The sequence below is a fragment of the Pedobacter sp. AC379 genome, from assembly GCF_979258145.1.
The window spans coordinates 5693227-5715315 of record NZ_OZ409839.1; the positions used below are offsets into that span (position 1 = coordinate 5693227).

Annotated in this window: 21 protein-coding genes; 1 reads left to right on the plus strand and 20 read right to left on the minus strand. The window is 35.8% G+C overall.

From position 1 onward, the window contains the following. The first annotated feature begins 68 nt into the window (after nucleotides 1-68). The gene (locus tag ACZZZW_RS24445) at nucleotides 69-2465 is read left to right on the plus strand and encodes a hypothetical protein (protein ID WP_157255316.1); all 2397 of its coding nucleotides are present in this window, start codon (nucleotides 69-71) and stop codon (nucleotides 2463-2465) included. A gap of 758 nt (nucleotides 2466-3223) precedes the next feature. Here ACZZZW_RS24445 and ACZZZW_RS24450 read toward each other — a convergent pair. The 20 genes from ACZZZW_RS24450 to ACZZZW_RS24545 form a co-directional block, all read right to left on the minus strand. Then, nucleotides 3224-4063: an OmpA/MotB family protein gene (locus tag ACZZZW_RS24450; protein WP_055903256.1), complete on the minus strand. Its 840-nt coding sequence runs from the start codon at nucleotides 4061-4063 to the stop codon at nucleotides 3224-3226. 80 nt (nucleotides 4064-4143) lie between these two features. Continuing rightward, complete coding sequence (locus ACZZZW_RS24455) at nucleotides 4144-4806, minus strand: DUF2461 domain-containing protein (RefSeq protein ID WP_055903257.1); 663 nt, start codon at nucleotides 4804-4806, stop codon at nucleotides 4144-4146. Between the two features lie 183 nt (nucleotides 4807-4989). Then, nucleotides 4990-5379, minus strand: a complete 390-nt coding sequence (locus tag ACZZZW_RS24460) for a DUF983 domain-containing protein (RefSeq protein ID WP_463497370.1) — start codon at nucleotides 5377-5379, stop codon at nucleotides 4990-4992. Continuing rightward, nucleotides 5379-5642, minus strand: coding sequence for a Txe/YoeB family addiction module toxin (locus ACZZZW_RS24465; RefSeq protein ID WP_055903259.1), 264 nt, complete (start codon nucleotides 5640-5642; stop codon nucleotides 5379-5381). Before ACZZZW_RS24465 ends, ACZZZW_RS24460 begins: the two co-directional genes overlap by 1 nt. Continuing rightward, nucleotides 5642-5845: a DUF2683 family protein gene (locus tag ACZZZW_RS24470; protein WP_055903260.1), complete on the minus strand. Its 204-nt coding sequence runs from the start codon at nucleotides 5843-5845 to the stop codon at nucleotides 5642-5644. The genes ACZZZW_RS24465 and ACZZZW_RS24470 overlap by 1 nt, the downstream gene beginning before the upstream one ends. 24 nt (nucleotides 5846-5869) lie before the next feature. Further along, on the minus strand, nucleotides 5870-6142 hold the full coding sequence (locus tag ACZZZW_RS24475; protein WP_463497374.1) for a hypothetical protein: 273 nt from the start codon (nucleotides 6140-6142) through the stop codon (nucleotides 5870-5872). 95 nt (nucleotides 6143-6237) lie between these two features. Beyond that, complete coding sequence (locus ACZZZW_RS24480) at nucleotides 6238-6630, minus strand: hypothetical protein (RefSeq protein WP_463497377.1); 393 nt, start codon at nucleotides 6628-6630, stop codon at nucleotides 6238-6240. A 118-nt stretch (nucleotides 6631-6748) separates the two neighbouring features. Then, the gene (locus ACZZZW_RS24485; protein ID WP_162235772.1) at nucleotides 6749-8098 is read right to left on the minus strand and encodes a DUF4302 domain-containing protein; all 1350 of its coding nucleotides are present in this window, start codon (nucleotides 8096-8098) and stop codon (nucleotides 6749-6751) included. A gap of 10 nt (nucleotides 8099-8108) precedes the next feature. Beyond that, on the minus strand, nucleotides 8109-9527 hold the full coding sequence (locus ACZZZW_RS24490) for a substrate import-associated zinc metallohydrolase lipoprotein (protein WP_055903264.1): 1419 nt from the start codon (nucleotides 9525-9527) through the stop codon (nucleotides 8109-8111). A gap of 5 nt (nucleotides 9528-9532) precedes the next feature. Then, nucleotides 9533-11002, minus strand: a complete 1470-nt coding sequence (locus tag ACZZZW_RS24495; protein WP_463497381.1) for a RagB/SusD family nutrient uptake outer membrane protein — start codon at nucleotides 11000-11002, stop codon at nucleotides 9533-9535. 11 nt (nucleotides 11003-11013) lie between these two features. After that, nucleotides 11014-14637 (minus strand): SusC/RagA family TonB-linked outer membrane protein, encoded by a 3624-nt coding sequence (locus ACZZZW_RS24500; protein ID WP_463497383.1) that lies wholly within the window; start codon nucleotides 14635-14637, stop codon nucleotides 11014-11016. 349 nt (nucleotides 14638-14986) lie between these two features. Further along, nucleotides 14987-16147: a FecR family protein gene (locus ACZZZW_RS24505; protein WP_463497386.1), complete on the minus strand. Its 1161-nt coding sequence runs from the start codon at nucleotides 16145-16147 to the stop codon at nucleotides 14987-14989. A gap of 62 nt (nucleotides 16148-16209) precedes the next feature. Beyond that, nucleotides 16210-16809 (minus strand): RNA polymerase sigma factor, encoded by a 600-nt coding sequence (locus ACZZZW_RS24510; RefSeq protein ID WP_463497389.1) that lies wholly within the window; start codon nucleotides 16807-16809, stop codon nucleotides 16210-16212. A 222-nt stretch (nucleotides 16810-17031) separates the two neighbouring features. Continuing rightward, the gene (locus ACZZZW_RS24515) at nucleotides 17032-17571 is read right to left on the minus strand and encodes a DUF420 domain-containing protein (protein WP_463497392.1); all 540 of its coding nucleotides are present in this window, start codon (nucleotides 17569-17571) and stop codon (nucleotides 17032-17034) included. 68 nt (nucleotides 17572-17639) lie between these two features. Continuing rightward, a complete protein-coding gene (locus ACZZZW_RS24520; protein WP_055903270.1) occupies nucleotides 17640-18335 on the minus strand; it encodes an SCO family protein in 696 nt (231 codons plus the stop codon). After that, on the minus strand, nucleotides 18335-18688 hold the full coding sequence (locus tag ACZZZW_RS24525) for a cytochrome C oxidase subunit IV family protein (RefSeq protein WP_055903271.1): 354 nt from the start codon (nucleotides 18686-18688) through the stop codon (nucleotides 18335-18337). Before ACZZZW_RS24525 ends, ACZZZW_RS24520 begins: the two co-directional genes overlap by 1 nt. 24 nt (nucleotides 18689-18712) lie before the next feature. After that, nucleotides 18713-19420: a cytochrome c oxidase subunit 3 gene (locus ACZZZW_RS24530; RefSeq protein WP_055903272.1), complete on the minus strand. Its 708-nt coding sequence runs from the start codon at nucleotides 19418-19420 to the stop codon at nucleotides 18713-18715. 31 nt (nucleotides 19421-19451) lie between these two features. Then, nucleotides 19452-20018 (minus strand): cytochrome c oxidase subunit 3, encoded by a 567-nt coding sequence (locus tag ACZZZW_RS24535; RefSeq protein WP_082458606.1) that lies wholly within the window; start codon nucleotides 20016-20018, stop codon nucleotides 19452-19454. Between the two features lie 15 nt (nucleotides 20019-20033). Then, nucleotides 20034-20942: a heme o synthase gene (gene cyoE / locus ACZZZW_RS24540; RefSeq protein WP_055903274.1), complete on the minus strand. Its 909-nt coding sequence runs from the start codon at nucleotides 20940-20942 to the stop codon at nucleotides 20034-20036. A 12-nt stretch (nucleotides 20943-20954) separates the two neighbouring features. After that, nucleotides 20955-22013: a COX15/CtaA family protein gene (locus tag ACZZZW_RS24545; protein ID WP_055903275.1), complete on the minus strand. Its 1059-nt coding sequence runs from the start codon at nucleotides 22011-22013 to the stop codon at nucleotides 20955-20957. Nucleotides 22014-22089: the final 76 nt, after the last annotated feature.

A 22089-nucleotide genomic window follows, 5' to 3' on the forward strand; every position in this document is an offset into this window, starting at 1 on the left:
TAAGTGAAACCACGATAAAGCGCTTTTTTGGCTTCGCGAACACTTTGCACAAGTTTTCGTTGTTTACCTTGAACAGTTTATCTCAATATATTGGTTATAACGACTGGGATTCGTTCTGCAAAGACAAGGAAAACCAAACCACCTCTGTTCAGAGTATTTGGCAGGATTTAAAATTAAAAGCACATGCCATTACAGAGGTATCGCTCATCGCAAAGAAAAATAATTCGGGCGTTCCATTTAATGCAACCGCAAACAGAAGTTTCTTTTATCCCGATTTCGATTATTTTTTAAAAAACAATTATCAGTTTACTACCATAAGCGCACAACCAGGTCAGGGCAAATCGATTTTGCTGGCGCACATGGTAGAATATTTCTTCTTCTCAGAAAACGCTCTTTATAAAAATGACATTGTTTTACTGGTTAACTCTACCAGTATTAATACGATAATACAAAATGGCGGTACGTTAAAAGATTGGTTTTTAAAAGAATTTAAATTTGGCAGTCTCACCGAACTAATCAGTTTTTTCAAAAAGAACCCCGAAAAACGCGAAGGCCGCTTTATTATAATTGTTGATGGTGTAGACGAGCACCTGGCCAGAAGTAATTACTTTAAAACCTTTATAGATTTTTTATACAGTATTGAAGAAAACAACTTTGTTAAACTGGTTTTCGGTTTACGAACAAATAGCTGGATTAACCTTCAGCCTGCTATAAACGGTTCTGCATCTTTAACCAAAGCCTGGTATACAGGCTTGTTTTACGATGAAGATACTTTGAGCAATGTGCCCCCATTAAATATTGATGAGGTGCTGTACACGCTAAGCCATATCGAAAACAAAATCATCAATAGGGCCGATGTTAGTCCACCCCTACTAGCACAATTTAAAACTCCTTTCTGGCTTCAGGTTTATTTTAAACTTAAAGATGAAAATCACCATCTGGAGCTGAATAACCCTTTATTGTGTTACGAGTTGATCAGCTATTTTTTAGAAAGACGGGTTTTTCTGGCAAAAAAGAGTACCGAAAAAATATTTTTACTCAAAAAAATAAGCGATTGCATTTCTGAAGGCAATAAAAAATTAAGGGTATCAAAAGAAAAGATTTTAAGCTATATCAACTGCTATCCTGATGCTTATGAAGAACTTTTGCACGCAGGGATTATTATCGAAGAAAAAAGATTAAGCACAACCATCCCAACGGAAATTGTACGTTTTTTAAGCGACGATATTTATACTTATTTCCTTTTTATTCAAATCACCGATAAATTCGACTACAAGCCTGGTAAATTATTTTTCGAGCATATTTTAGCGAGCTTCCCTGCACAAAATGCACGTAGAGACCATATTTTAAACTGGTCTATCCGCTTTTGCGTAAACAGGAATGAAATTGCAGCCTTAAAAAACATATTTAAACTTTCGTTTACCAATATCGAAAAAAACAATGCTTTCGATTTTATCTGCCATGTGTCTAAATTCGAATTGGGTAAACCCAACTCCAACTTTAATAAGTTAACTATAGATATCGATTTCATCGACATCATGGCTTCTGGCAGAACCATGAGTACACTTTATAAAGAAACCATTAAAACAATTTCTGAGAATGTACTGAATGAAGATATCCAGATTATGCTCCATGTAATCGAATGCAACGTACACCTTATTGATGTAGATAAGGTATCGCTGGGCAATACCATGCAGTTGTTAAAAAGAAATTATAAAAGATTAAATGAGCTTTTTCCAATTAACCCATACGATCTAATTTTATACTTTTACAACAACCTGATTAACAAGCCTAACGAAAGCAAAAGCCTTGAAGATAAAATCATAAAACTTTGCCAGGAAATAGACCGGAGTACACCAAAAAGAAATGAGGAAATTTCTTCTGCCGAAATACTCTCTTACCGGATGGTATTGATTACGCTGTTTTCGCAAAAGAGTTATGCAGAATGCCATCGTTTTATTATGGCCATATTAAGTAAATATCCAAATATTTTTTATGTAAGGCATTCAGTTTTCTCCCCGTTTTTACTCCTTCATTTAGGGCAAACCTACATTAAGCTCAATTACTTTAAAAAAGCACAGCGCATTATCCAGTTCGTAGATAAAATAATCAGTAGCGATTATACGTACTATACCAATTTTATCCTGGCCAGTTTCAGCATTTTTAAAGCAAACTTTTATAATGCTACGCACAATTATGAACAGGCACTTATAGAAACCAACCGCGGACTGGAAATTACAGGGAAGAATGATTTTAAAATGTTCGAAATTGCTTTTTTGTTAAGCAAAATTGATACACTGAAACATACGGAAGAATCAGAAGAGGTATCGAACGTAATTAAAGAACTGCTTAATTTTCTAACCATACACAAACTTTCCATGCCCGATTATTCAAATCTAAGTGGAACCGAGTTTGAGCATACTTTTAAGATTTTAAAATCTTACCGCCGGCATCAGAACTTATAAAAATTACTGTAATCGTCAGAAATCATTCATTTTGTCGCGGTAAATACCATTTGAAACGCAGAAATGAGTTGGTTTAGGCAGAAGCCGTTGACTTTTAACCCGCTTTTTTCAAGTACATAGAACTGTTCATTTCCTGACCACAATAAATATATTGTTCATTGTTGGGAGCGCAAAGCCTGTGAAAAACACGAAATTTCTTCCCGTTTTACGCTTTTACGCTTCGCTTCCTCGTGCCTCGTTGCTGCAGGGTAAAACGCTTCAACCGGGGCTAAGTAGTCACTTAGTATTTCATATTAAGGGTTGCAAAGTGCAGAAGCCGATGTTTTTAAACCCGATTGCAGTGAACATACCAATCCTTCATTGGTATAAAGCATAAAGCGGGGCTAAAGCTGCCATGTACACAGAACTGTTCATTTCCTGATCAAAATAAATATATTGTTCATTGTTGGGAGCGCAAAACCTGTGAAAACACGAAATTTCTTCCCGTTTTACGCTTTTACGCTTCACTTCCTCGTTCCTCGTTGCTGCAGGGTAAACGCTTCAACCGGGGCTAAGTGGCCACTTTGTATTTCATATTAAGGGTTGCAAAGTGCAGAAGCCGACGTTTTTAAACCCGATTTTTTCAAGTACACATAACTGTTAATTTCCTGATCACAATAAACTTATTCTTTTATCGAACACAGAAACTGCTTATTCCCAACCAAAAACATGGGTTTTGATTAAACAGGAACACTTTAACCACAAAATAAATTGATTATCTATTTAATCAGGTTATAAAGTTCATCTAATTTAGGTGAAAGTACGATCTCTATGCGTCTGTTTTTGCTTCGTCCGTCAGCATTTGCGTTGGTACCCAGGGGTTGAAATTCCCCTTTACCGGTAGCAGTCATTCTTACGCTTTCTACTTTTTCGTTTTCTGTTAAATAACGTACCACAGATGTAGCCCTAAGTACACTTAAATCCCAGTTATCTTTAATCTGCCCTAAATTGTTTATTTTCTGGTTATCGGTATGGCCCTCAACCGCAATATTAATCTCTGGTTGTTGTTTAAGTACATTGGCCAACTGTGTTAAAGCTTGTTTACCTTTCTCATCAATAATGATACTTCCGGAAGGGAACAACAGTTTATCGGTAAGCGAAACATAAACTTTGCCATTTTTAATTTCTACAGTGAGGCCGCTTTTAGTAAAGCCAAGCAGTGCCTGTTGAAGCTTTTCTTTTAGTGCATTGGTGGCTTCATCACGTTTACGCAAAACTTCTTCTACTTCTTTTAAACGCTTTTCGCGGGCAGCCAAATCTCCGGATAGTTTAGTAATTTCTGAAGAAGAGTTATTTTTAAGTTTTTTATAATTTGCATCTATTTCATTGTAATTGCTTTGCAAATCGCGAAGTTCTTCGGCCATTAAAGTAGTATCCTTCTTTAGCTTATTTACTTCTTTTTCCAAGTTCTCAATTTTAATTAAACCTTCGTTAAAAGCTGTGTAAAGTGAATCTTTGCTACCCAATAAAGCCTTATACTTTTTAGGCGATAATACAACACATGAGGTTAAGGATGAAATGAACAAAAGAAGAGCAAAAGCAAGAAAGGTATTTTTCATATTTTATTTTCAAGAGTTAATAGCAAATACAGTTTTTATAGACTAATGGCGCAGTTTAGCTATTTATACAGTTTAAACCGTTAAGCATCTATAGCATTGCGTAAAAATGCAACTAATGGTTGTACTGTTTTAAAAGAACTTATTAACTTATTAACGAGGTTTGCCTGCAAAAATTCTTTATCATCAATTTTTGTAGTGGCTTCAAAACTTTTCAATTTTAAGAATTCGATATTTGGATCTGCCGGATCGTACCCTTTAGGGGCATTTTTAAGTGCATTATCCAATCCAAGTTTAAAGTCTTTCTTAAATTCCTTGTTGTTGATAATTTCTTTAAAGTCGCTGATATTGTAATCAATTTCCTGTCTGATTAACTTTAAATGTGCGGCTTCGGGCATCCAATAACCACCGGCGATAAAACTTTTTCCGGGTTGGATGTGCAAATAATAACCTGGCTCGTTACCACCCTTGCTTTTAGCAGAAAACCAAATGCCGAAATTATTTTTATACGGATCTTTATTTTTGCTGAAACGCACATCGCGGTAAATGCGCAATAAACTTTTTTTGGGGTCTGTTTCGGCCGAAATCAATGGATCTACCTTAGCCAGTTCAGGAATAAGTGCTGTAACGAGTGTCAATACATTGGCTTTTGCACTTTCATAAACATCTTTATTGGCGGCAAACCATTCGCGGTTATTATTTTCCGCAACATCTGTTATAAAATTGAGTGTTTCTTTTTTAAGCATATCTTGAGGTTCATTCGTTCACTGATCATTAGTTCATTGGGTAATTGCAAACTGCCAATTGTAAACTGTAAATTGGCTCTTCGTCATTAGTTAATTAACCATTTGTTTATTAAACTCTTGGTTTAACAGTGAATATTGGTTAATGGTTTAGCTCATCGCCCATCGCTAACCGCTAACCAACCCCTATTTGTCGTAATATGGCTTATACTTAATGTTTGGCGATAAAACATGAAGCAGTATAATTCTGGAATAGCGGTAATTAAACGGATACAGGATAAAACAACCTGCGAAAATAACAATCAGGTAATGCCAGAAAGTGGCATCGGTAAGCGGACCGAAAGCCAGATAGGTTAAAAAGCTTGCAAAAAGCATCTCGATCACATTCATGGCGTAACTCACATACATGGCTGCATAAAAATACCCAGGCTCAATTTCGATGCGTTGCGCACAATGACCACAAATTTCTTTGGTATGCTGAATATTCCATCCGTACATGCTGCCTGTAAAAATAGCTCCCCTACGGCAATGCGGACATTTACAATTTATAATTGCATTAAGCTTTGAGGTTGGCATTAATAATGTCCTTTAACTGAAATAATGTATACAATATCGATATAAACTTCATAAACCAGTCGATGCTCATTATTTATTCGTCTAGACCAAAAACCTGAAAGATTATGTTTTAATGCTTCCGGTTTTCCTGTACCCTCGAATGGATGTTCAGAAAGTTCATTCAGTAAATTCAATATTTTGCGCAAAACGGCCTTATTACCTATTTTTTTATGGTAGCTGATATCACTATTAGCCTGATCTGAAAAATCTAAGTGGTAGCTCACTATAACCCTAGGAAGTTTTTCAAATCCTCCTTTGCAACTCTCGTTACTTTACCCGCTTCAATTTCTTTTTTACTTGTCTGTATTTTAGCAACGAAATCCGAATTATACTCGCTTGTTTCAAAATTTATTTCTAAAGCCTTAGCCATTGCTTTTAATGCGGTTAGCTGTACTTTATTTTTAGGGTGCATAATTAGTGTTTCCATAATCAAGTATATTGCAACAAATCGCTAATTTAAATTAAAAGGTTCTTTTTTCATGTTAAGGTGAATATTCTTTTTGCGGTATTTTTTGTACCAAACCACACCAACAATAACAGCCATTAAATATGGAATAGATAATAGATATAATACCCCGGTATTTAAGCCTGCAGTTTGTGTATTTCCATTTTTAACACCTTGTTCAGCATTTATGGTACACATTGAGCATTGGGCATTAACATTAGGGCTCATCGCAAATGTAAATACCAATACAAACAGGATAAAAATTGCTTTTTTCTTCATGACTTACAAATATAAGCATAAACGCTTGGCGGGGTTTAAAAATTATGTCATAAAAAAACCTCACTTTTTAGGGTGAGGTTAGAGAGAGAGAATAATTATACCAATTGAGCAATTAATGCAGCATTATTACTGGAATTTAAAGTTAAAGTAACTGAAAAACCCGAGCCAGCAGTACCATAAATATTACCATCAAAATGTGTAACCTGATTATTAATTAATGATCTCGATAAATTTCCGCTTACCGAATTAATGGTATACATTCTATAAGCACCCCCACTACCAGGAATGGCTTTACTTACACTGCCACTTAAAAATTGATCAGTTGCATTATCAAAATACAATTCACCATAATATCCATCAGTATTTACCAAAATAATAATCGGATCGTCTTTAGTGCATTGAACCACTTTTTCAGAAGCCGGTTGAAATGAGGATAATCCAATTACAGAAAATACACTCAAAGCAAAAAATAGCAATAATTTTTTCATAGTTATATTTTTTAGAGGGTTTGCATATTTAGTTTTCAGCTATAAAAGTTAATCTTATTGGCAACAGTTAACGTAAGTTGCCAACAAGATTATCATAATGATTAATTACTACATAAGTTTATCGTAGAATAAATGTCATCTGTATTGCAGGATTCTGCACACTAGACATTCTTCCGTAAGTGAGTCCATTTATTGAATAATAATCAAATTTTACATCATTTGCCTTTAAGAACGCATCCATTGGCAACATTAACTTAGCAACATAACCATCAGCGGCAGCTGTGTATTGGGTAAATTTATAAGAACCGTCCGGATTAACCGTGTAATTATAAACTATCGTAGTTGTCCAGCCACTACTTCCTCCATTTTGACTACTGAAACCAGCAAAAATGAATCTGTTGTTCGGTCTGCTCCAAGTTAAGTCCATTCTTCCATAGTTAAAACCGAAACCAAGCAATGCACTATTATTAAGGTTATTGTGATAGTAATTAATAATATCAGCTCCAGCAGTACTTGTACCAGGATTTACTTGTTTAAACTCAGATCGAAGCCCAACATATTTAGATCCCCATAACAGATTGATATCTAATATTGGCACACCATTATCATTAATGATATACTCTTTTCCAGTAGAATCATATAAGGCTAAGATATTTGCATCTTTCCATGCCATTCTTACGAATGTAATACCTTGAAAAACCAATCCTCCATTTAACAGAGATAGCCCATCCAAAGTGTGTGCTATTTTAGTTGCTGCTGTACCTATTGTTTTCCCATCAGCCAAAACGCTTGTCAAATCCATTCTTTTACCACTTGCCAAATTATTGCTGAAGTTTGGACTAACTGCAACTTTAAGTGTGGTTGAACCCGAAACAACCTGTATGTACGGGAATTTATTTGTGTTGAAAAAAGCTGTAATTTTATCAATAGAAGTATTATATCCCCCAGATGTATAGCTTGCTTGTTGTGCAGCGGTTGCTTTTACCAACTTAAATGGCTGTCTATATTTTTTTCCTACAAAAATAATACTGTCACCATTAACCCGATCAAAAGTAAACTCAATATCACTACTATAACCTACTTTGGATGCACCACCTAAAATAGCAGCATTAGGATCATCAAGTATCGAGATATAGTTATAAGTATCAAATACCAGTTCGGTTCCAATATCTTGTTTGATCCTATAGTTTGATTTACCCACTGTCCCAGCCGATGCGCTTGTCATATCGGCATACATGGTTACATTTTGTTGGTTATCGAAAGTGAAATAAAAGCCATAGCCGCCCCCCGCTTGAGTGGGCAATGTTGCAATCCAGCCATTGGGAGCACTGGTTAACGTGGTAGACACCAGATTAATCTGGTCTGCAGCTCGCTCTTGTGGCGTTTTATCGAAAACAGCTACATAAGATGTTTTTTTGCAGCTCATCATTACAGAGAGCAATACAATTAAGTATAAAAATCTTTTCATCGTTTTAAAATTAATAAGCCAATGGTCCATAAAAATAATTGGTTGGCGAGTTTAAAACAGTAAAACCGCCCAATTTCATATAATCGTCTGCCGTAACATTCACTGGTAACCAATCTGCTACAAAGGTGTTATTTGTGATATAGTCCAAAAAGGGCTGCATAGACGCCTTAGTAAAAGCTGCATTACCAACCCAAGGAGAAGTTGTTCCCCCTACTGTACCTGTAGTAAACTTTACTTGCCCGGAAGCAACCGTGGTTGCCATATTAAAAGCATAAAATGATTGATACGTTGTTGTACCTGCTGTAAAATTAGCTTCAATGTACATTGCGGTTGGAGAGGTAAAATTAATTCTTATAAAGTTCAACGCATAACCCTGTGCAGTTATCGCATTTTTAACTGAAGTATAAAGAGCAGAAAAGGTATCTGAGCCACCATATTTTATATAATAATCTGCACCAGTACTAATGGTTAAAGTTTTAAATGTAGGTAGTGCCGCTGGTGCAGGGTTTGGAGCTGGGGTAACCAACGGAGTACGTGCTTTACTTAACCAATATGCAAATTTGGTTTCATTCCGGCCAATACCAATCATATATTGTTGTACTTCCTTTTGCAGGGCTTTGAAACTAATGCCAAGGTTTGTAAAATAATTGATTACATTATTTTCCTTTTGAACGAATCTTGCTTTTCCGGCCGTATTGGCAAAGTTAGCCCAGTCATCATACCAAACCTGTCCGTTAATTAATAGCCAACTGATGGTTTCTGCATAATCTTCGGTATATACACCACTGGCATAACTGGTTACAAAACCATTTCTACGCGCAGTATCCTGTGGCGTATCGGTATATGGCTGTTTATAAAATCCTTTTGATATCGGTTCAAAATCAACCGGTATTGGAATAATCTGGTTTAAAATGTGCCCGAATTCATGGTGCATAATACGGTGTCTATCCCAGGCATAAAACTGACCACCTGGCAGCGGTTGATATTCATTTACACCGTATAACGTAATTCTACGACCAGCTGCTGCAGTTCCTGCCACACCCGGGTCGCTTGAATTTTCATAAGCATACGAACCAAATAATACCCACTCTTTTGGCATATAAGTTTTAGTAAATGTTGGCCCTGCGATTTTAAGATATGGATTGATAAACCCATCTAATACAATTTGCATTGTTGGTTGTATATTTTCTAATTTACTCGGCACCACATTGGCAGTATTACCGTGGTAATACCTGTTGTACCTATAAATTACATCAATATTATAAGGATCCAAAAAGCTACTCTTCAACCATTGATCTAGCGGAGTATTTGTACGGGGATCATCCGCGTTAAAGGTGCTGTAATCTACATTAAGCGTTTCTGTTTTACGACAAGCAAATTGCAATGCAATAAGCAGAAGAAACGATATTACTTTTAGTATATTTTTCATCTTGATTATCTTGGATTTAGTTCTACACCTGATGTTTTAACCTCTAATGGTAATTGGAAGATGCGGTGGGGATCTCCTGGTTTTAGCTCAGAAAAAGTTTCTTTAGTGGTGATATCTATCGTATTGTGCACAACAGTGAGATCACGGCGAATAATATCAAACCATCTTATACCTTCTTGCAAAAATTCAGCTTTTTTTGCATCTAAAATAGTTCTGATCAAACCTTGTTTAGGATCTGTAATGGTTGGATAATAAGTAGAAATTTTAGCTGTGGTAACAGCATCACTACTTGGGTTATAACCAACAATTCTTTGACTATAAAAATCATTAACATCTTTTAATGCCAGGTTATTTTGCCCTAGCTCTACATATGCTTCTGCTCTATTCATTAAAGCCTCATCTACTGTAAAACCAGCAAAAGCCAAATAAGGAAGTCCAAAACCAGGTCCAGTAGTGAAGAAGTTTTCTTTAAATTTATAAGTTGTATAATTTGGAACACTATATTGTAATACAACATTCGCTAAGGCTTTGCCCGTTATATTTCCAATCGCTGAAAACATTGCACGCTGTTTGTTACCAAAACCATGGCGTGGACTTGAATAGCGAGCATAGAAAGAATCGACATTAAATAACAATAGATTGTATTTTTGCCCACTTCCCATGTAATTTATTTGATATTCGGCATTGCCATAAGTCCTTAATGTAGTTGATACAGGCCTCATATTATTAATAAAGTCATTACCAGGCACAGTAAGTGTAGCATGATCGACCACTTTCTGCCACGCGCCCATAAATAAATAAAAACGGGCAGCGAAAGCATGTGCAGCTACTGGAGTAAAATGATATTTTGGAATTTTATAGGCTGATGCTTGCAATAAAGGAAGGCCTTCTTCTAAATCTTGTTGAATCCGGGCATAAGTACTGGCAACAGTACCTCTACTATATGGCTGAATCACCTTAGTTTCTGGCTTATCTACATAAGGTATACCAGGTGCATCATTTGCTCCTCCAATTTTATATGGTGTTGCAAACAAAGTAGCCAACATAAAGTGTGCATAGGCCCTGCATACCAATGCCTCTCCTTTATAGGGCGCTGCACCTGCACCAAGTTTATTAGTCTCGATAGACTCTAAAGCTTGATTTGCTGATGCAATGGCTTCATAACACGCATTCCAATATGAAGTTGCAGTGTTTCTTCCATCACCTATTACATCTTGCCAGGCATAAGGTAGATCGATCACATCATACAATGTTCCGATACCTTCTCCTTTATCCTCCGAATTATCAGATGAGGCTTCTGTAAAAGCTAAATAATCGGTACCTGGATAAGCTGTTGAAACCAATTGGGATAATTTGTCTACCGTGTTAATTTCTGCTCTGTTATCAGGTGTTTGTTCTAAATATTTCTTGCATGATGGCGTTATGAATAGCAATGCGACTGCAAGTATGCTGAATGATATTTTCTTTAATTTCATGATTTTTTCAATTAAAAGCCAACTTTTAAGGATAAGGTATACTGTCTTGATACTGGTAAGGCAACTCCACCTGTATTGTAAAATTCAGGATCCTGTCCATTCAGTTTTTTATCAGAATACAATAACAATAAATTATTTCCGACAAAAGATACTGAGGCATTAGACATACCTAGCATAGAATAAAAGCTTTTTGGCAAATTATAACTTAGCGAAACTTGTCTTAGTTTAATATAATCGCCAAACGCTACACGTTCGGTTGAGAAATTATATAAATTATAAGTATTCACGATATTAACAGCAGATCCGTTAGCATCAACGATTTTCGATGCAGATAGTGGATCCAATATGGCCGGAACATTGGTAAACTTCTCATCTCCAGGCAATACCCATCTATTTAATAAATCTCTACTCATTGACGAAATATCATTAAAATTTGGTTTAATGTTTGGATTCAACCTAATTTTGTTTCCTGCAGAGAAACCCAGTAAAGCTGATAATGTGAAACTTTTGTAGCTGAACTGGTTATAAAAACCTCCAGCAAACGTAGGGTCAATCGGCCCCTCATATTTCAATTGTGTTAGATCATTATCTTGTATGTAAATATAAGTAGTTGGCCTACCATCAGTACCGATATATGTTGGGTAACCGTAATCATGATTTAAACCAGCAAATTGTACTGAAAACAAACTACGCTGAGGGTAGTTAAGTACTGCAGTACCATTATTTGATGTTGATTTAAAAATATTAGGGTCAATCTCTAAATCTGTTACCTTATTTACATTGTAGCTAAAGTTAAAATTGGTTGTCCATTTAAAGTTTGGATGATCTATAGCTCTACCGGTAATGGCAACTTCGATCCCTTTACCAGACATGGCTCCATAATTGGCAATTTTAGTATACTGACCACCAATACCAGAAGTTTGTATTGCACCGATTAAGTCATAGATGCTTCTTTTGTATACATCAACGGTAAAATTAATTCTGTTTTTCAATAAAGCTAAATCTAAACCGAGGTTTAAATCTTTAGCTTTTTCCCAGGTAAGTTCTGAGTTTTCTAAATTTGAAATATAAATCTGAGCTTCCTGATCTGCTAAAGCAGGTCTTCTTGAAATCTGATTATAAAATACAGCAGCAGAGTTTGTTGCATTACCAATGCTCGCTACTAAACCATAAGATCCGCGTAATTTGGCACCAGTTAAGATATCACTTTTTGGCCAAAAACTTTCATCGCTTATGTTCCAGCTAGCAGCAATATTCCATGTTGGTAACCATCTAGCAGTTGCAGTTCTACCCAATTTATTTGAACCATCATACCTACCAGAAAATTTTACGGTATACTTCTCATCATAAGTATAAGAAGCATTGGCAAAAAAAGCACTATATCTTTCATATTCATTGCCCATACTAAAATAAGGCTTACCTTCTTCTGCAGCTTCTTTAAAGTATTTATAATAAGGTGTTACCAAGCCTCCATTATCAAACTGATAACCTACTCCGTCAAAAGCTTCCCTCTGGCGATCGATATAACGAACTTCCATTGCACCAAAAGCCATTATATTGTGTTTGGTATTAAAAGTTTTATTGAAATTTAAATTTTGTCTGAAATAATAACTTTTTAAGTTATCAGTAGATGTTTTGTAAAAACCACCGCTCGGCAATACGCTAATTGGTAAACTTCCAGGAAGATCTGGGTCTGTATATAAATTACCATTACTTTGCGAAGATGTTGCATCATCAACAGTTCTATATGAAGTGGCCATGTTGGAACTCTCTAAAATAGATATTTGTGATTCGGATTTCACAAATCGATAAGCCCCGTCAACAGAATAGGTTAAACTTGGAATAATTTTATAAGTTAAGTTTCCCTGAACTTTAAAATCTAATACCCCCAATTTTAAATAGTTGCTATTTAACTCATTCAAAATACTAAAAGGAGCACTGTTCTGACGGAAATATTCATAATTACCATTTTCATCAAAGGCGGTAAGCATACGACTTGTATTTACTGCATAAGCATATGGATTGATATCGAAATTACGAAAGTAGTTACCATACACAGGATCTTCTTGCAGTGCAGTAGCTCCTGGTGCCTGTTGATTACGTACCGAACCTGTACTTAAAAGTTCTGCACTTAATTTATCAGACATATTAAAGTTTGCACGGTAATTACCTGTAAACCTGCTTACACTGTTTCCAATGGTTACGCCATTATCTTTGGTAAACGAGGTTGATGCATAACTTTTAAATTTTTCTGTACCCGAGTTGATACTTAACGAATGTTCTTGTTGCAAAGAGTTTTTAAACAATACATCAAACCAATCGGTATTGGCATTGGCATATCTATTCAAAAATGCGTTTTTATCAGCGCTCGTATTTTTTAAGGCATATGTATTTGTAGCTGCATCATAATTATAAAGCATATTATACATTTTATAAAAAGGGCCTCCGCTAACCCCTCTCGATTCAGAAGGAATTTGAACATAACCCTTATTTTGCATTTCAATTAAAACTGCCATTTGATCGGCAGAGTTTAAAATATCGAAATCCGAATAACTCGGTTTGGCATAGGTAGTAAAATTACCCCTGTAGCTAATTTTTGGTGCGCCTTCTGTTAACTTACCTTTTTTGGTGGTTACCACAATTACACCGTTCATTGCCCTTGCACCATACATACCTGTTGCGGCAGCATCTTTTAAGATGTTAAAGCTCTCAATATCATCCGGGTTTAAACCAGCTACAGATGAGCCAATTAAAGTATTGGCATCACCACTGGTTAATGCTTCATTTGATATATTGATCACATCTTCTAAAATAATACCATCAACTACCCAAAGCGGTTTATTATCTCCTGAAAACGAGGTGGCTCCACGTACCCGAATTTTAGGTGCAGCACCAAAAGTACCCGAAACGTTTTGCACGGTTACACCCGCTACCTGCCCTTCCAGCATCCTACTAATATCGGTTACACCTGCTCTCTCCGCATCTGATGCTTTTACCAATGTAGACGCTCCGGTAAAAGTCTTTTTCTCCAAAGTTTGGTACCCGGTCGAAACTACATTTACTTCATTAAGCTGTGCTGCATCTTCTTCTAATGTAACATTGATTACCGTTTTCGAACCTACAGGTAACTCGATGCTTTTATAGCCGATATAACTGAAAACAAGCGTAGCTCCTTCTTTAACTGAAATGCTATAATCTCCATTGGAACTGGTTGAAACTGCGTTAGCAGCACCTTTTTCGCGAATGCTTACACCAGGTAGTGCTGAACCATTTTTGTCTTTTACTTTACCAGTTATCTTAACTGCAACAAAATAGCCAAGTACTTTATCGAAAATCGATTTTTCTGCAGGCTTGATTAAAATGGTTTTGTCTTCAATAGAATAAGTCAAATCTTTACCGGCAATAATTTTAGCCATTACTTCTTCAATGGTCGAATTGCTAAAATTGGCATTGAAGGTTGTTGAAGTGCTAATCTTATTTGTAGACAACAATACATCGTAACCAGATTGCAATCTGATTTCTTTAAACATTTTTTCAAAGGTTACATTTCTTTGCTTTAATGTAACCAACTGGCCAAATGAAGCTGCACTTACCTGCATTAGGGAGGCAAGCAGTATGACCGTAACTAACTTCATAATCAATAGCAATTTAGGGATGTAGCGGCGATGCGTACATAAAATTCCAATATAAATTTTGTACATTTAATAGTCTGTTTTTTTTTGCGAAGCGCAATGAAGTTTGGACGCCAAAAAGCGTTTCGCGGGTTATCCAAGAAATAATTGATTTTTAATCGATTCCGGCTTACGGAATAGCTAAACAGATAATAAAGGGGGTGTTGCAAGCACTCCTTTTTTTATTCATTTATCTTTGAATCGTCAGGAGTTTTGTCGAGGTCTATTCATAGTTTGTTAGGGTTAGGTTATGGTTGATTAAGTTGTTTTATTTTTAGAGATAAAGGTTAGTTACTCCTTCATCTTTGCTCTTTTATTCTTTATATACAATCACTTTGCTGCCTTTAATATCAAAGCGCACTTCACCAGTTTGCTCAAATTTGGTTAGTACTTTTGATATTTTTTCAAAACGGCTCACCGTTCCATAATACATTACTTCTTTGGCTGCAGGGTCTGCATATTCTATCTCTACATTGTACCAACGGGCTACTTTGCGCAAAATACTTTCCTGTTTTTCATTATTGAACATAAAATAGCCGTTTTTCCATGCAATGGCTTCATCTACATCAACATCTTTAACATCAAAACCCGCACTCGACAGGATGGATTGCTCTCCCGGTTTCAATATTTCACTCTGCTTTGAACTACCTTGCGAAACACGCACACTTCCTTCCAATAAGGTAGTTCTGGTTACGATTTCATCATGGTAGCTGTTGATATTAAAGTGTGTACCCAATACTTCAACAGACTGTTTATCTGTTTCTACGATAAAAGGATGTGCCGCATTTTTGGCCACTTCAAAATAAGCCTCACCATCTAATTTTACGATCCGTTGTTTCGTCGCTCCAATATTTAATGAGTATTGTATAGAAGAGGCCGCGTTAAGCCAAACGATGGAACCATCTGGTAAACGGATCTGCCATTCGCCACCATTAGGTGTAGAAATCGTATTTAATCTTGCATCTTCAATATCATTTGATTCGGCAATATTGTAAACCAACTGACCATCCTTGGTTTTAGTAATGGAAAAACCGGCTTCTTTAGCAATATTCCCATTCATGGCATCAGAAAGGGAAATTTTCTTGCCGTTAGCCAAAGTCAGAATCGCTTTATTATTACCTGGAGGAACATCAGTGGCAAAAACGTGCTCCCTTTTTTTATGTAACGTTACATAAGTAGTTAATGAGAACACAATGAATACTACTGCGGCGGCGGCCCATTTTAAACTGTTCATTAAAATTTTTCGCGGTGCAGGTGCTGGTTTATCAACCTTCAGAATTTTATTTAGAATTGGATTCCATTTTTTATCAATTACCTGATCGGCATTTTCTTCTTCCGCAATGATCATTTTAACAATTTCATCACTAATAAGTGAAGCATTGCCTTCAGCCAAAGCCAAAAGCTCTTGCTTTTCTGCCTGGTTGATTTTGCCTGATGCAAACTGCTGTAAAAGATAATTGATGCGTAATTCCATAAAGATTCTGATACTAAGAAGCACTAAAAGAAAATTAGGACTATCGGGATTTCACTTTTTTTTTATTTTATTTTCAAAAAAGTGAGAACAATCGGAAAAAGAAATACTATTCCATGCTGATCCAAGTGTATGCGGATTGATTTCAACGCAATTACAAGTGCATTTTTAACTGTGTTTGGAGAAATATTTAAAATTTCGGCTATTTCGGGGATACTTTTACCATCGCCTCGGCTTAATTGGTAGATTTTTTTCCGTTGTTCAGGTAATTTCTCAACGGCACTGGAAACAATTTTATTTATTTCATTTAAATTCACCACATCTGCGGTATGGTTATGGCTATTGGGCTGCTTTGCAGTAAAGGCATCTACCACTTTGTCTTCTTTAAGCTTTTTGCGCAAATGGCTTAAACATTCATTAGAAACGTACTTATAAAGATAAGCTTTTACATTTTCGACTTCAGCCAATTTATCCCGGTTTAACCATACCCTTAAAAAAGCATCCTGGATAATTTCTTCAGCAGCATCTTCTGACTTGGTAAATTTTGCAGCAAAAACCTGTAATACTGGAAGATAGTTAAAGAACATGACAGAAAAAGCCTGTTCATCTCCTTCTACAATTTTATCAATCAGCGCACGTTCTTTATCCAGATTTTTTAACGGCATAAATTTAGTTAATCATAATTTAATATGTTTTTCATTATACTGAGGCGTAATAATAAATAGATTTATAATTAAAAAAAAAGAAATATTTAAACTAAAACAATTTAGTAAATAATGAGCTCTTGTTTACCAAATATACTGATTATGAATTTTTAGCTGCTAAAAAATAAATTAAAAATAAAGCCCTCACTTTTTATGGTGAGGGCTTTATTTTTAATTACATAACTATTGGTAATAAGGGGAGATCATTAGATATACTACAACACCAGTTATGGCCACATACAACCATAAAGGGAAGGTGATCCGAGCAATTTTTCTGTGCCGATCGAAACGCTGTGCCAACGCCCGTACATAAGTAACCAAAACCAATGGGATGATGGCTATTGAAAGTAAAATATGCGTTAACAGAATAAAGAAGTAAACATATTTTATGGTTCCATCTCCCCCAAATTTGGTTGATGGGGTAGTCATATGGTAAGCAATATACATCACCAAAAATAGCAAAGAGCAACCAATGGCAGTTTTCATTAAATTTTGATGTAACAGGATTTTTCCATTTTTTATGGCCCAAACTGCTACTACCAACAATACTGCGGTAATACCATTAATGGTGGCATATATGGGTGGTAAAAATGGTAATGTTGGTGCATCAATACCTAAATCTTTTAGTTTTACTACAAATAAGAAGGCAACGGCTACTGGAATAAAGATGGAAAGGATAATGATCCACTTGCTATATTTTTTCTCAATCGGGCTATTTTCCATGAGTATTTTATCTCTTTATATTTTATTTGATCTATTCGACTGATGACTTAAGATTTAGGAAATAAGAATTACCTGCCATCTTTAACATTTCTTAAATACTCTGCAATGAGCACTTTTATTTCATCCTCAAGTTTGGCATTGGCACCAGCATCATCAGCTTCGTAAATACCACGTATACGGTGTAAATTGTCGATTAGAACAATCTTATTGCTAAATATGAAGTTGGTATTGTCTTTTGTATGATCGGCTATAGCATCGAGTAATAAACCTTTTCTAATCAAAGGATAGGTTTGCGTTGTATCACCAGCCAAAAATTCCCACTTGCCTTCTTTAGCTTTAAATTTAGCAGCGAAATCTTTTATTTTATGTTGATCTTCAGGATCTACAGATAAACTTAAAAACTTAACCAAAGGCTTTTGCTCATAACCATCGGATAATTGCTTAATGTATTTAATCGTTTGCTGACTGCCAGCCGCAGTATAGAATAAATTTAGCACAACAATTTTATTCTCCAATGATTTCCAGCTGATGGTATCATTTTGCTGATTCACAAGTTTAAAATCAGGCACCTTATGGTAAATGGTATCAGGTATTTTCTTACCCTTTACACTGTGGAATGTTGATGCAACAATCTTTTTTCCAAAAATGGGTAAACTTTTATACCTGTTTTTTGCGAAATGTGGCAATAAGTAAAAAAACAAAAATCCCGGTATAGCTAAAATGCTTACCAGGATTATTACCTTTTTTATAGGGCTTCTTTTCATTAATGATTCATCATGTGGATGTTTAGGAATCCACCTTCTGTTAACATTAAAACAATAAAGTAAATAATGAAAATAAATGAAACTGTTAATGCCAACTGTAAGCCTAATTTCTCATATTTTAAGTGCATAAAATAGGCTACAATATAAAATGCTTTTAACAATGTTAAACCAATATAAATGTAGTTACCGATGTGCTGTGTCATAACTCCTTTCGGAATTAATACCAACGCAATGATAAACTCAATAACGGTGATTAACAAAAGGATTCCGAAAACTTTCCAGATTTTACCTTTCGATAAACCTGCATGTTCTTCGTGACCGTGTTCTTCTGTTGAATGTGTGTGCTCTGACATGATAATATTTTTATATATGATAAATTAAACCAAATAGAAGAATGTAAATACAAACACCCATACTAAATCTACAAAGTGCCAGTATAAACCAACTTTTTCAACCATTAGGTAATGGCCTCTTTTTTCGAAAGTACCATTAATCGTCATGATCAAAATGATGATGTTAATGATTACTCCACTGAAAACGTGAAAACCGTGGAAACCTGTAATGGTAAAGAATAAGTTTGCAAACTGCTGTGCCGAAACTAATGATACTTCACCATTAAATAAGTGCTCTAATGTTTTTAACGGAGGAATTTTACCCCAGCCAAAACCTTCGTGAAACAAGTGCGTCCACTCAATTGCCTGACAGCCTAAGAACATGAAACCACCAATAATAGTTGCGATCATCCAGCCGATAACTTCTTTTTTAGCCCGGCGATGTCCTGCTTCTACAGCCAATACCATAGTTACCGAACTCATGATCAAAATAAAAGTCATGATACCTACGAAAACTAATGGAGCGCCATGTTCTGCAATACCAGGAATGGATTGGAAAACCTTATCTGGAGCTGGCCATGTTAATTTAGAAAAACGCTGAGCGCCGTAGTAGATCAATAAAGATGAAAAGGTAAAAGCATCTGATAAAAGGAAAAACCACATCATGATTTTACCATATTCTACCGACCACGGAGAACGACCACCATTCCATGGTCCGGTTTTAACTTGATCTAATTGTGATACTGCATTCATTTGGAAATAGTATAATAGTTTGTTAACAAATTTAACGGTTCAAAAGTAAAAAAACATACAGATATATCCATAATATATCTATAAAATGCCAAAAAATAGAAGCAATTTCCATTCTATATTGGACTTTCGCAACAGGTAAGCTTTTGTAACTTCCTGCTAAAGCATTAATAATAAGGCCAACACCGCCTAAAATGTGCAAAAGGTGCATGCCCGAAACCACATATATAAATGATATTGCGGCGTTGTTTCCTACCAGGGTTGCACCTGTGCGCACCATACTGCCCCAGGCATTAAACTGCATTACACCAAAAATAACGGCTAATATTACCGTAACCCAAAGCAAATTGCGTTGCAAGCTAAAGTTTAATTTCTTTAAAGCTCTTGAAGCAAGTACCAAAGTAATGCTACTGGCAATAATTACCAAACTTGAATAAATAAAGGCATCTGGTAAAACCAAACCATGCCCTTTTCCTTTTGAGGCGGCAAACACCAGATAATAACTGGTAAAACCACCAAACATAATTGTAGATGATACGACAAATAACCAAACAATAAACTTCCTTGGTTTTGGGTCAAACGTATCCTGCATCTTTTCCATTGTTAGCACCATAAATTATTTTGCTATAAAATTTAATAATAAACCCAACTGTACGGCCGGGATGTAAAAAAATGAACAGAACATCACTTTCCTGGCATCAACCATTTCTCTGTTCATTAAAAGTTTAAAAGCAAGCCAGCTAAATATAAATCCTGCAATTAAAGATAAACCAGCAATATAATAACCACCAAATCCATAAATAGTTGGTAATAAACTTACCGGAATCAAAATCAACGTGCTTAAAAAAGTAAGCAATGCTGATGTTTTATCTCTTTTTTTTGTTGGCAATAACCTAAAACCTGCTTTTTTATAATCATCATCCAAAACCCATGCAATTGCCCAAAAGTGTGGAAACTGCCAGACAAATTGGATCAGGAATAAAATTCCAGCAATATAGTAATCAATTTCATGGAACATTTCTGCTTTTAAACTGCCAAATGCGGCCAAATAACCGATTAGTGGTGGCAAAGCTCCAGGAATTGCACCTACAAATACTGCAATAGGCGATTTTCTCTTCAATGGCGTATACGCAAAGGCATATAATAGAATTGAAAATACAGATAACAAACCTGTTTCGAGATTTAATTTACCCAAGAGCCATGTACCTAAAAATGCCATGAAAATCCCTAGAATCAATCCTTGACCGGTAGTCATTCTGCCAGCGGGCATAGGACGATCTTTGGTTCTCGCCATTAATTTATCCAGATCTTTTTCTATAATCTCGTTAAAACAGTTTGCCGCTGCCGTAACCAAAAATCCTCCTGCAATAAGTATTAACCAGTTTCCCCAGTCAATATTAGGAATATAACCTCTTCCAACCTGCATTTTCTGACCGATTAAAAAAGAAATCGATGCAGAAAACACTACCGTGAACGATAGTCTGAATTTGATAAGTTTAGAAAAATCTGAAAGATATTGCTTCAATTTTCTTAAATATTATTGTTTATAAGTGCTTGTTCGGTAAACCAACAGGTACAGATAAAACTGTAAACTAAATAACAGCGTAGAGAACAAAATATGTAGTGCTTGAGCTGCTGGCGGAAAAGCAATGTAAGCCAATGCTAAACCACTTAATAATTGTATGAGAAGCGTAATTAATATAAATCTGGCCGTTAACAACGGTGCTGCTTTACCACTAAAACGGTCGATTACCATTTTGTAAACTACAGCGTTACTCACAATCACCAATATCGCCAGATCACGATGATAGGTGAATACTTCACCCACTTTTGAAATCCAGCTAGCTTTATTGCCATAACCGAGCGATTTTGCAATCACATCTACCGCTTCTCTCACATCAGTACCTAATATAATCTGAATAAGACTGATCACAAGAGTAAAGAATAAAAAACCTTTTAACCAGGCTATCCGATACATAATTACCGAAGGTGCCTTATTTAACTGCTTCGCATAATTATAAGTGTAAATGGAGATTGCCAAAATAACCAATGCCAAAAGCATGTGTACCGTAACTACCCATTGTGCCAAATTGGTTGATACCACTATTGAACCCAACCAAGCCTGATACCCCACAACAAAAAGATTCAAGATACTCAGTACAATGATCCGTTTTGCTGTTTTACGGTAAGTAAATGAGTACACAACCGTTAAAAACAGGAATATCCCTGCAGCCACTCCAGCCAATCGGTTTAAATATTCTGTCCAGGTTTTAGCCGGATTAAATTCTTCAGGTATGGTTATACTCTTATCGTGCCTAATACTATCAGCTAAGGCAACTTTGCCCATGCTTTCCAGATACTTGGCAAACTTTTCATTCTTTTTTAACCTACCAGCCACATATTTCTCTTTATAGTTGGCAGGAAGCTGAGATACATCGGTTGGCGGAATATAACGATCGAAACATTTCGGCCAATCCGGACAGCCCATGCCTGAACCTGTACTGCGTACAATACCACCGGCAAGTATAACCAACAGCGTAACGATGATGGTGATAAGGTTAATTCGAATGAAACGTTGTTCTGATCTGCTGACCATATATCTATTAAGATGAAAAGGGTATCCGGATAAGCAGAAACTTAATCAGATACCCCTTTTAAAATTGTTTTTAAGC

What these genes read in the sequence shown, in the direction of transcription:
- ACZZZW_RS24450 (WP_055903256.1), bottom strand. Translation starts at nt 4,063, where the DNA reads ATGAAAAATACCTTTCTTGCTTTTGCTCTTCTTTTGTTCATTTCATCC.
- ACZZZW_RS24455 (WP_055903257.1), bottom strand. Translation starts at nt 4,806, where the DNA reads ATGCTTAAAAAAGAAACACTCAATTTTATAACAGATGTTGCGGAAAAT.
- ACZZZW_RS24460 (WP_463497370.1), bottom strand. Translation starts at nt 5,379, where the DNA reads ATGCCAACCTCAAAGCTTAATGCAATTATAAATTGTAAATGTCCGCAT.
- ACZZZW_RS24470 (WP_055903260.1), bottom strand. Translation starts at nt 5,845, where the DNA reads ATGGAAACACTAATTATGCACCCTAAAAATAAAGTACAGCTAACCGCA.
- ACZZZW_RS24475 (WP_463497374.1), bottom strand. Translation starts at nt 6,142, where the DNA reads ATGAAGAAAAAAGCAATTTTTATCCTGTTTGTATTGGTATTTACATTT.
- ACZZZW_RS24480 (WP_463497377.1), bottom strand. Translation starts at nt 6,630, where the DNA reads ATGAAAAAATTATTGCTATTTTTTGCTTTGAGTGTATTTTCTGTAATT.
- ACZZZW_RS24485 (WP_162235772.1), bottom strand. Translation starts at nt 8,098, where the DNA reads ATGAAAAGATTTTTATACTTAATTGTATTGCTCTCTGTAATGATGAGC.
- ACZZZW_RS24490 (WP_055903264.1), bottom strand. Translation starts at nt 9,527, where the DNA reads ATGAAAAATATACTAAAAGTAATATCGTTTCTTCTGCTTATTGCATTG.
- ACZZZW_RS24495 (WP_463497381.1), bottom strand. Translation starts at nt 11,002, where the DNA reads ATGAAATTAAAGAAAATATCATTCAGCATACTTGCAGTCGCATTGCTA.
- ACZZZW_RS24500 (WP_463497383.1), bottom strand. Translation starts at nt 14,637, where the DNA reads ATGAAGTTAGTTACGGTCATACTGCTTGCCTCCCTAATGCAGGTAAGT.
- ACZZZW_RS24505 (WP_463497386.1), bottom strand. Translation starts at nt 16,147, where the DNA reads ATGGAATTACGCATCAATTATCTTTTACAGCAGTTTGCATCAGGCAAA.
- ACZZZW_RS24510 (WP_463497389.1), bottom strand. Translation starts at nt 16,809, where the DNA reads ATGCCGTTAAAAAATCTGGATAAAGAACGTGCGCTGATTGATAAAATT.
- ACZZZW_RS24515 (WP_463497392.1), bottom strand. Translation starts at nt 17,571, where the DNA reads ATGGAAAATAGCCCGATTGAGAAAAAATATAGCAAGTGGATCATTATC.
- ACZZZW_RS24520 (WP_055903270.1), bottom strand. Translation starts at nt 18,335, where the DNA reads ATGAAAAGAAGCCCTATAAAAAAGGTAATAATCCTGGTAAGCATTTTA.
- ACZZZW_RS24525 (WP_055903271.1), bottom strand. Translation starts at nt 18,688, where the DNA reads ATGTCAGAGCACACACATTCAACAGAAGAACACGGTCACGAAGAACAT.
- ACZZZW_RS24530 (WP_055903272.1), bottom strand. Translation starts at nt 19,420, where the DNA reads ATGAATGCAGTATCACAATTAGATCAAGTTAAAACCGGACCATGGAAT.
- ACZZZW_RS24535 (WP_082458606.1), bottom strand. Translation starts at nt 20,018, where the DNA reads ATGGAAAAGATGCAGGATACGTTTGACCCAAAACCAAGGAAGTTTATT.
- ACZZZW_RS24545 (WP_055903275.1), bottom strand. Translation starts at nt 22,013, where the DNA reads ATGGTCAGCAGATCAGAACAACGTTTCATTCGAATTAACCTTATCACC.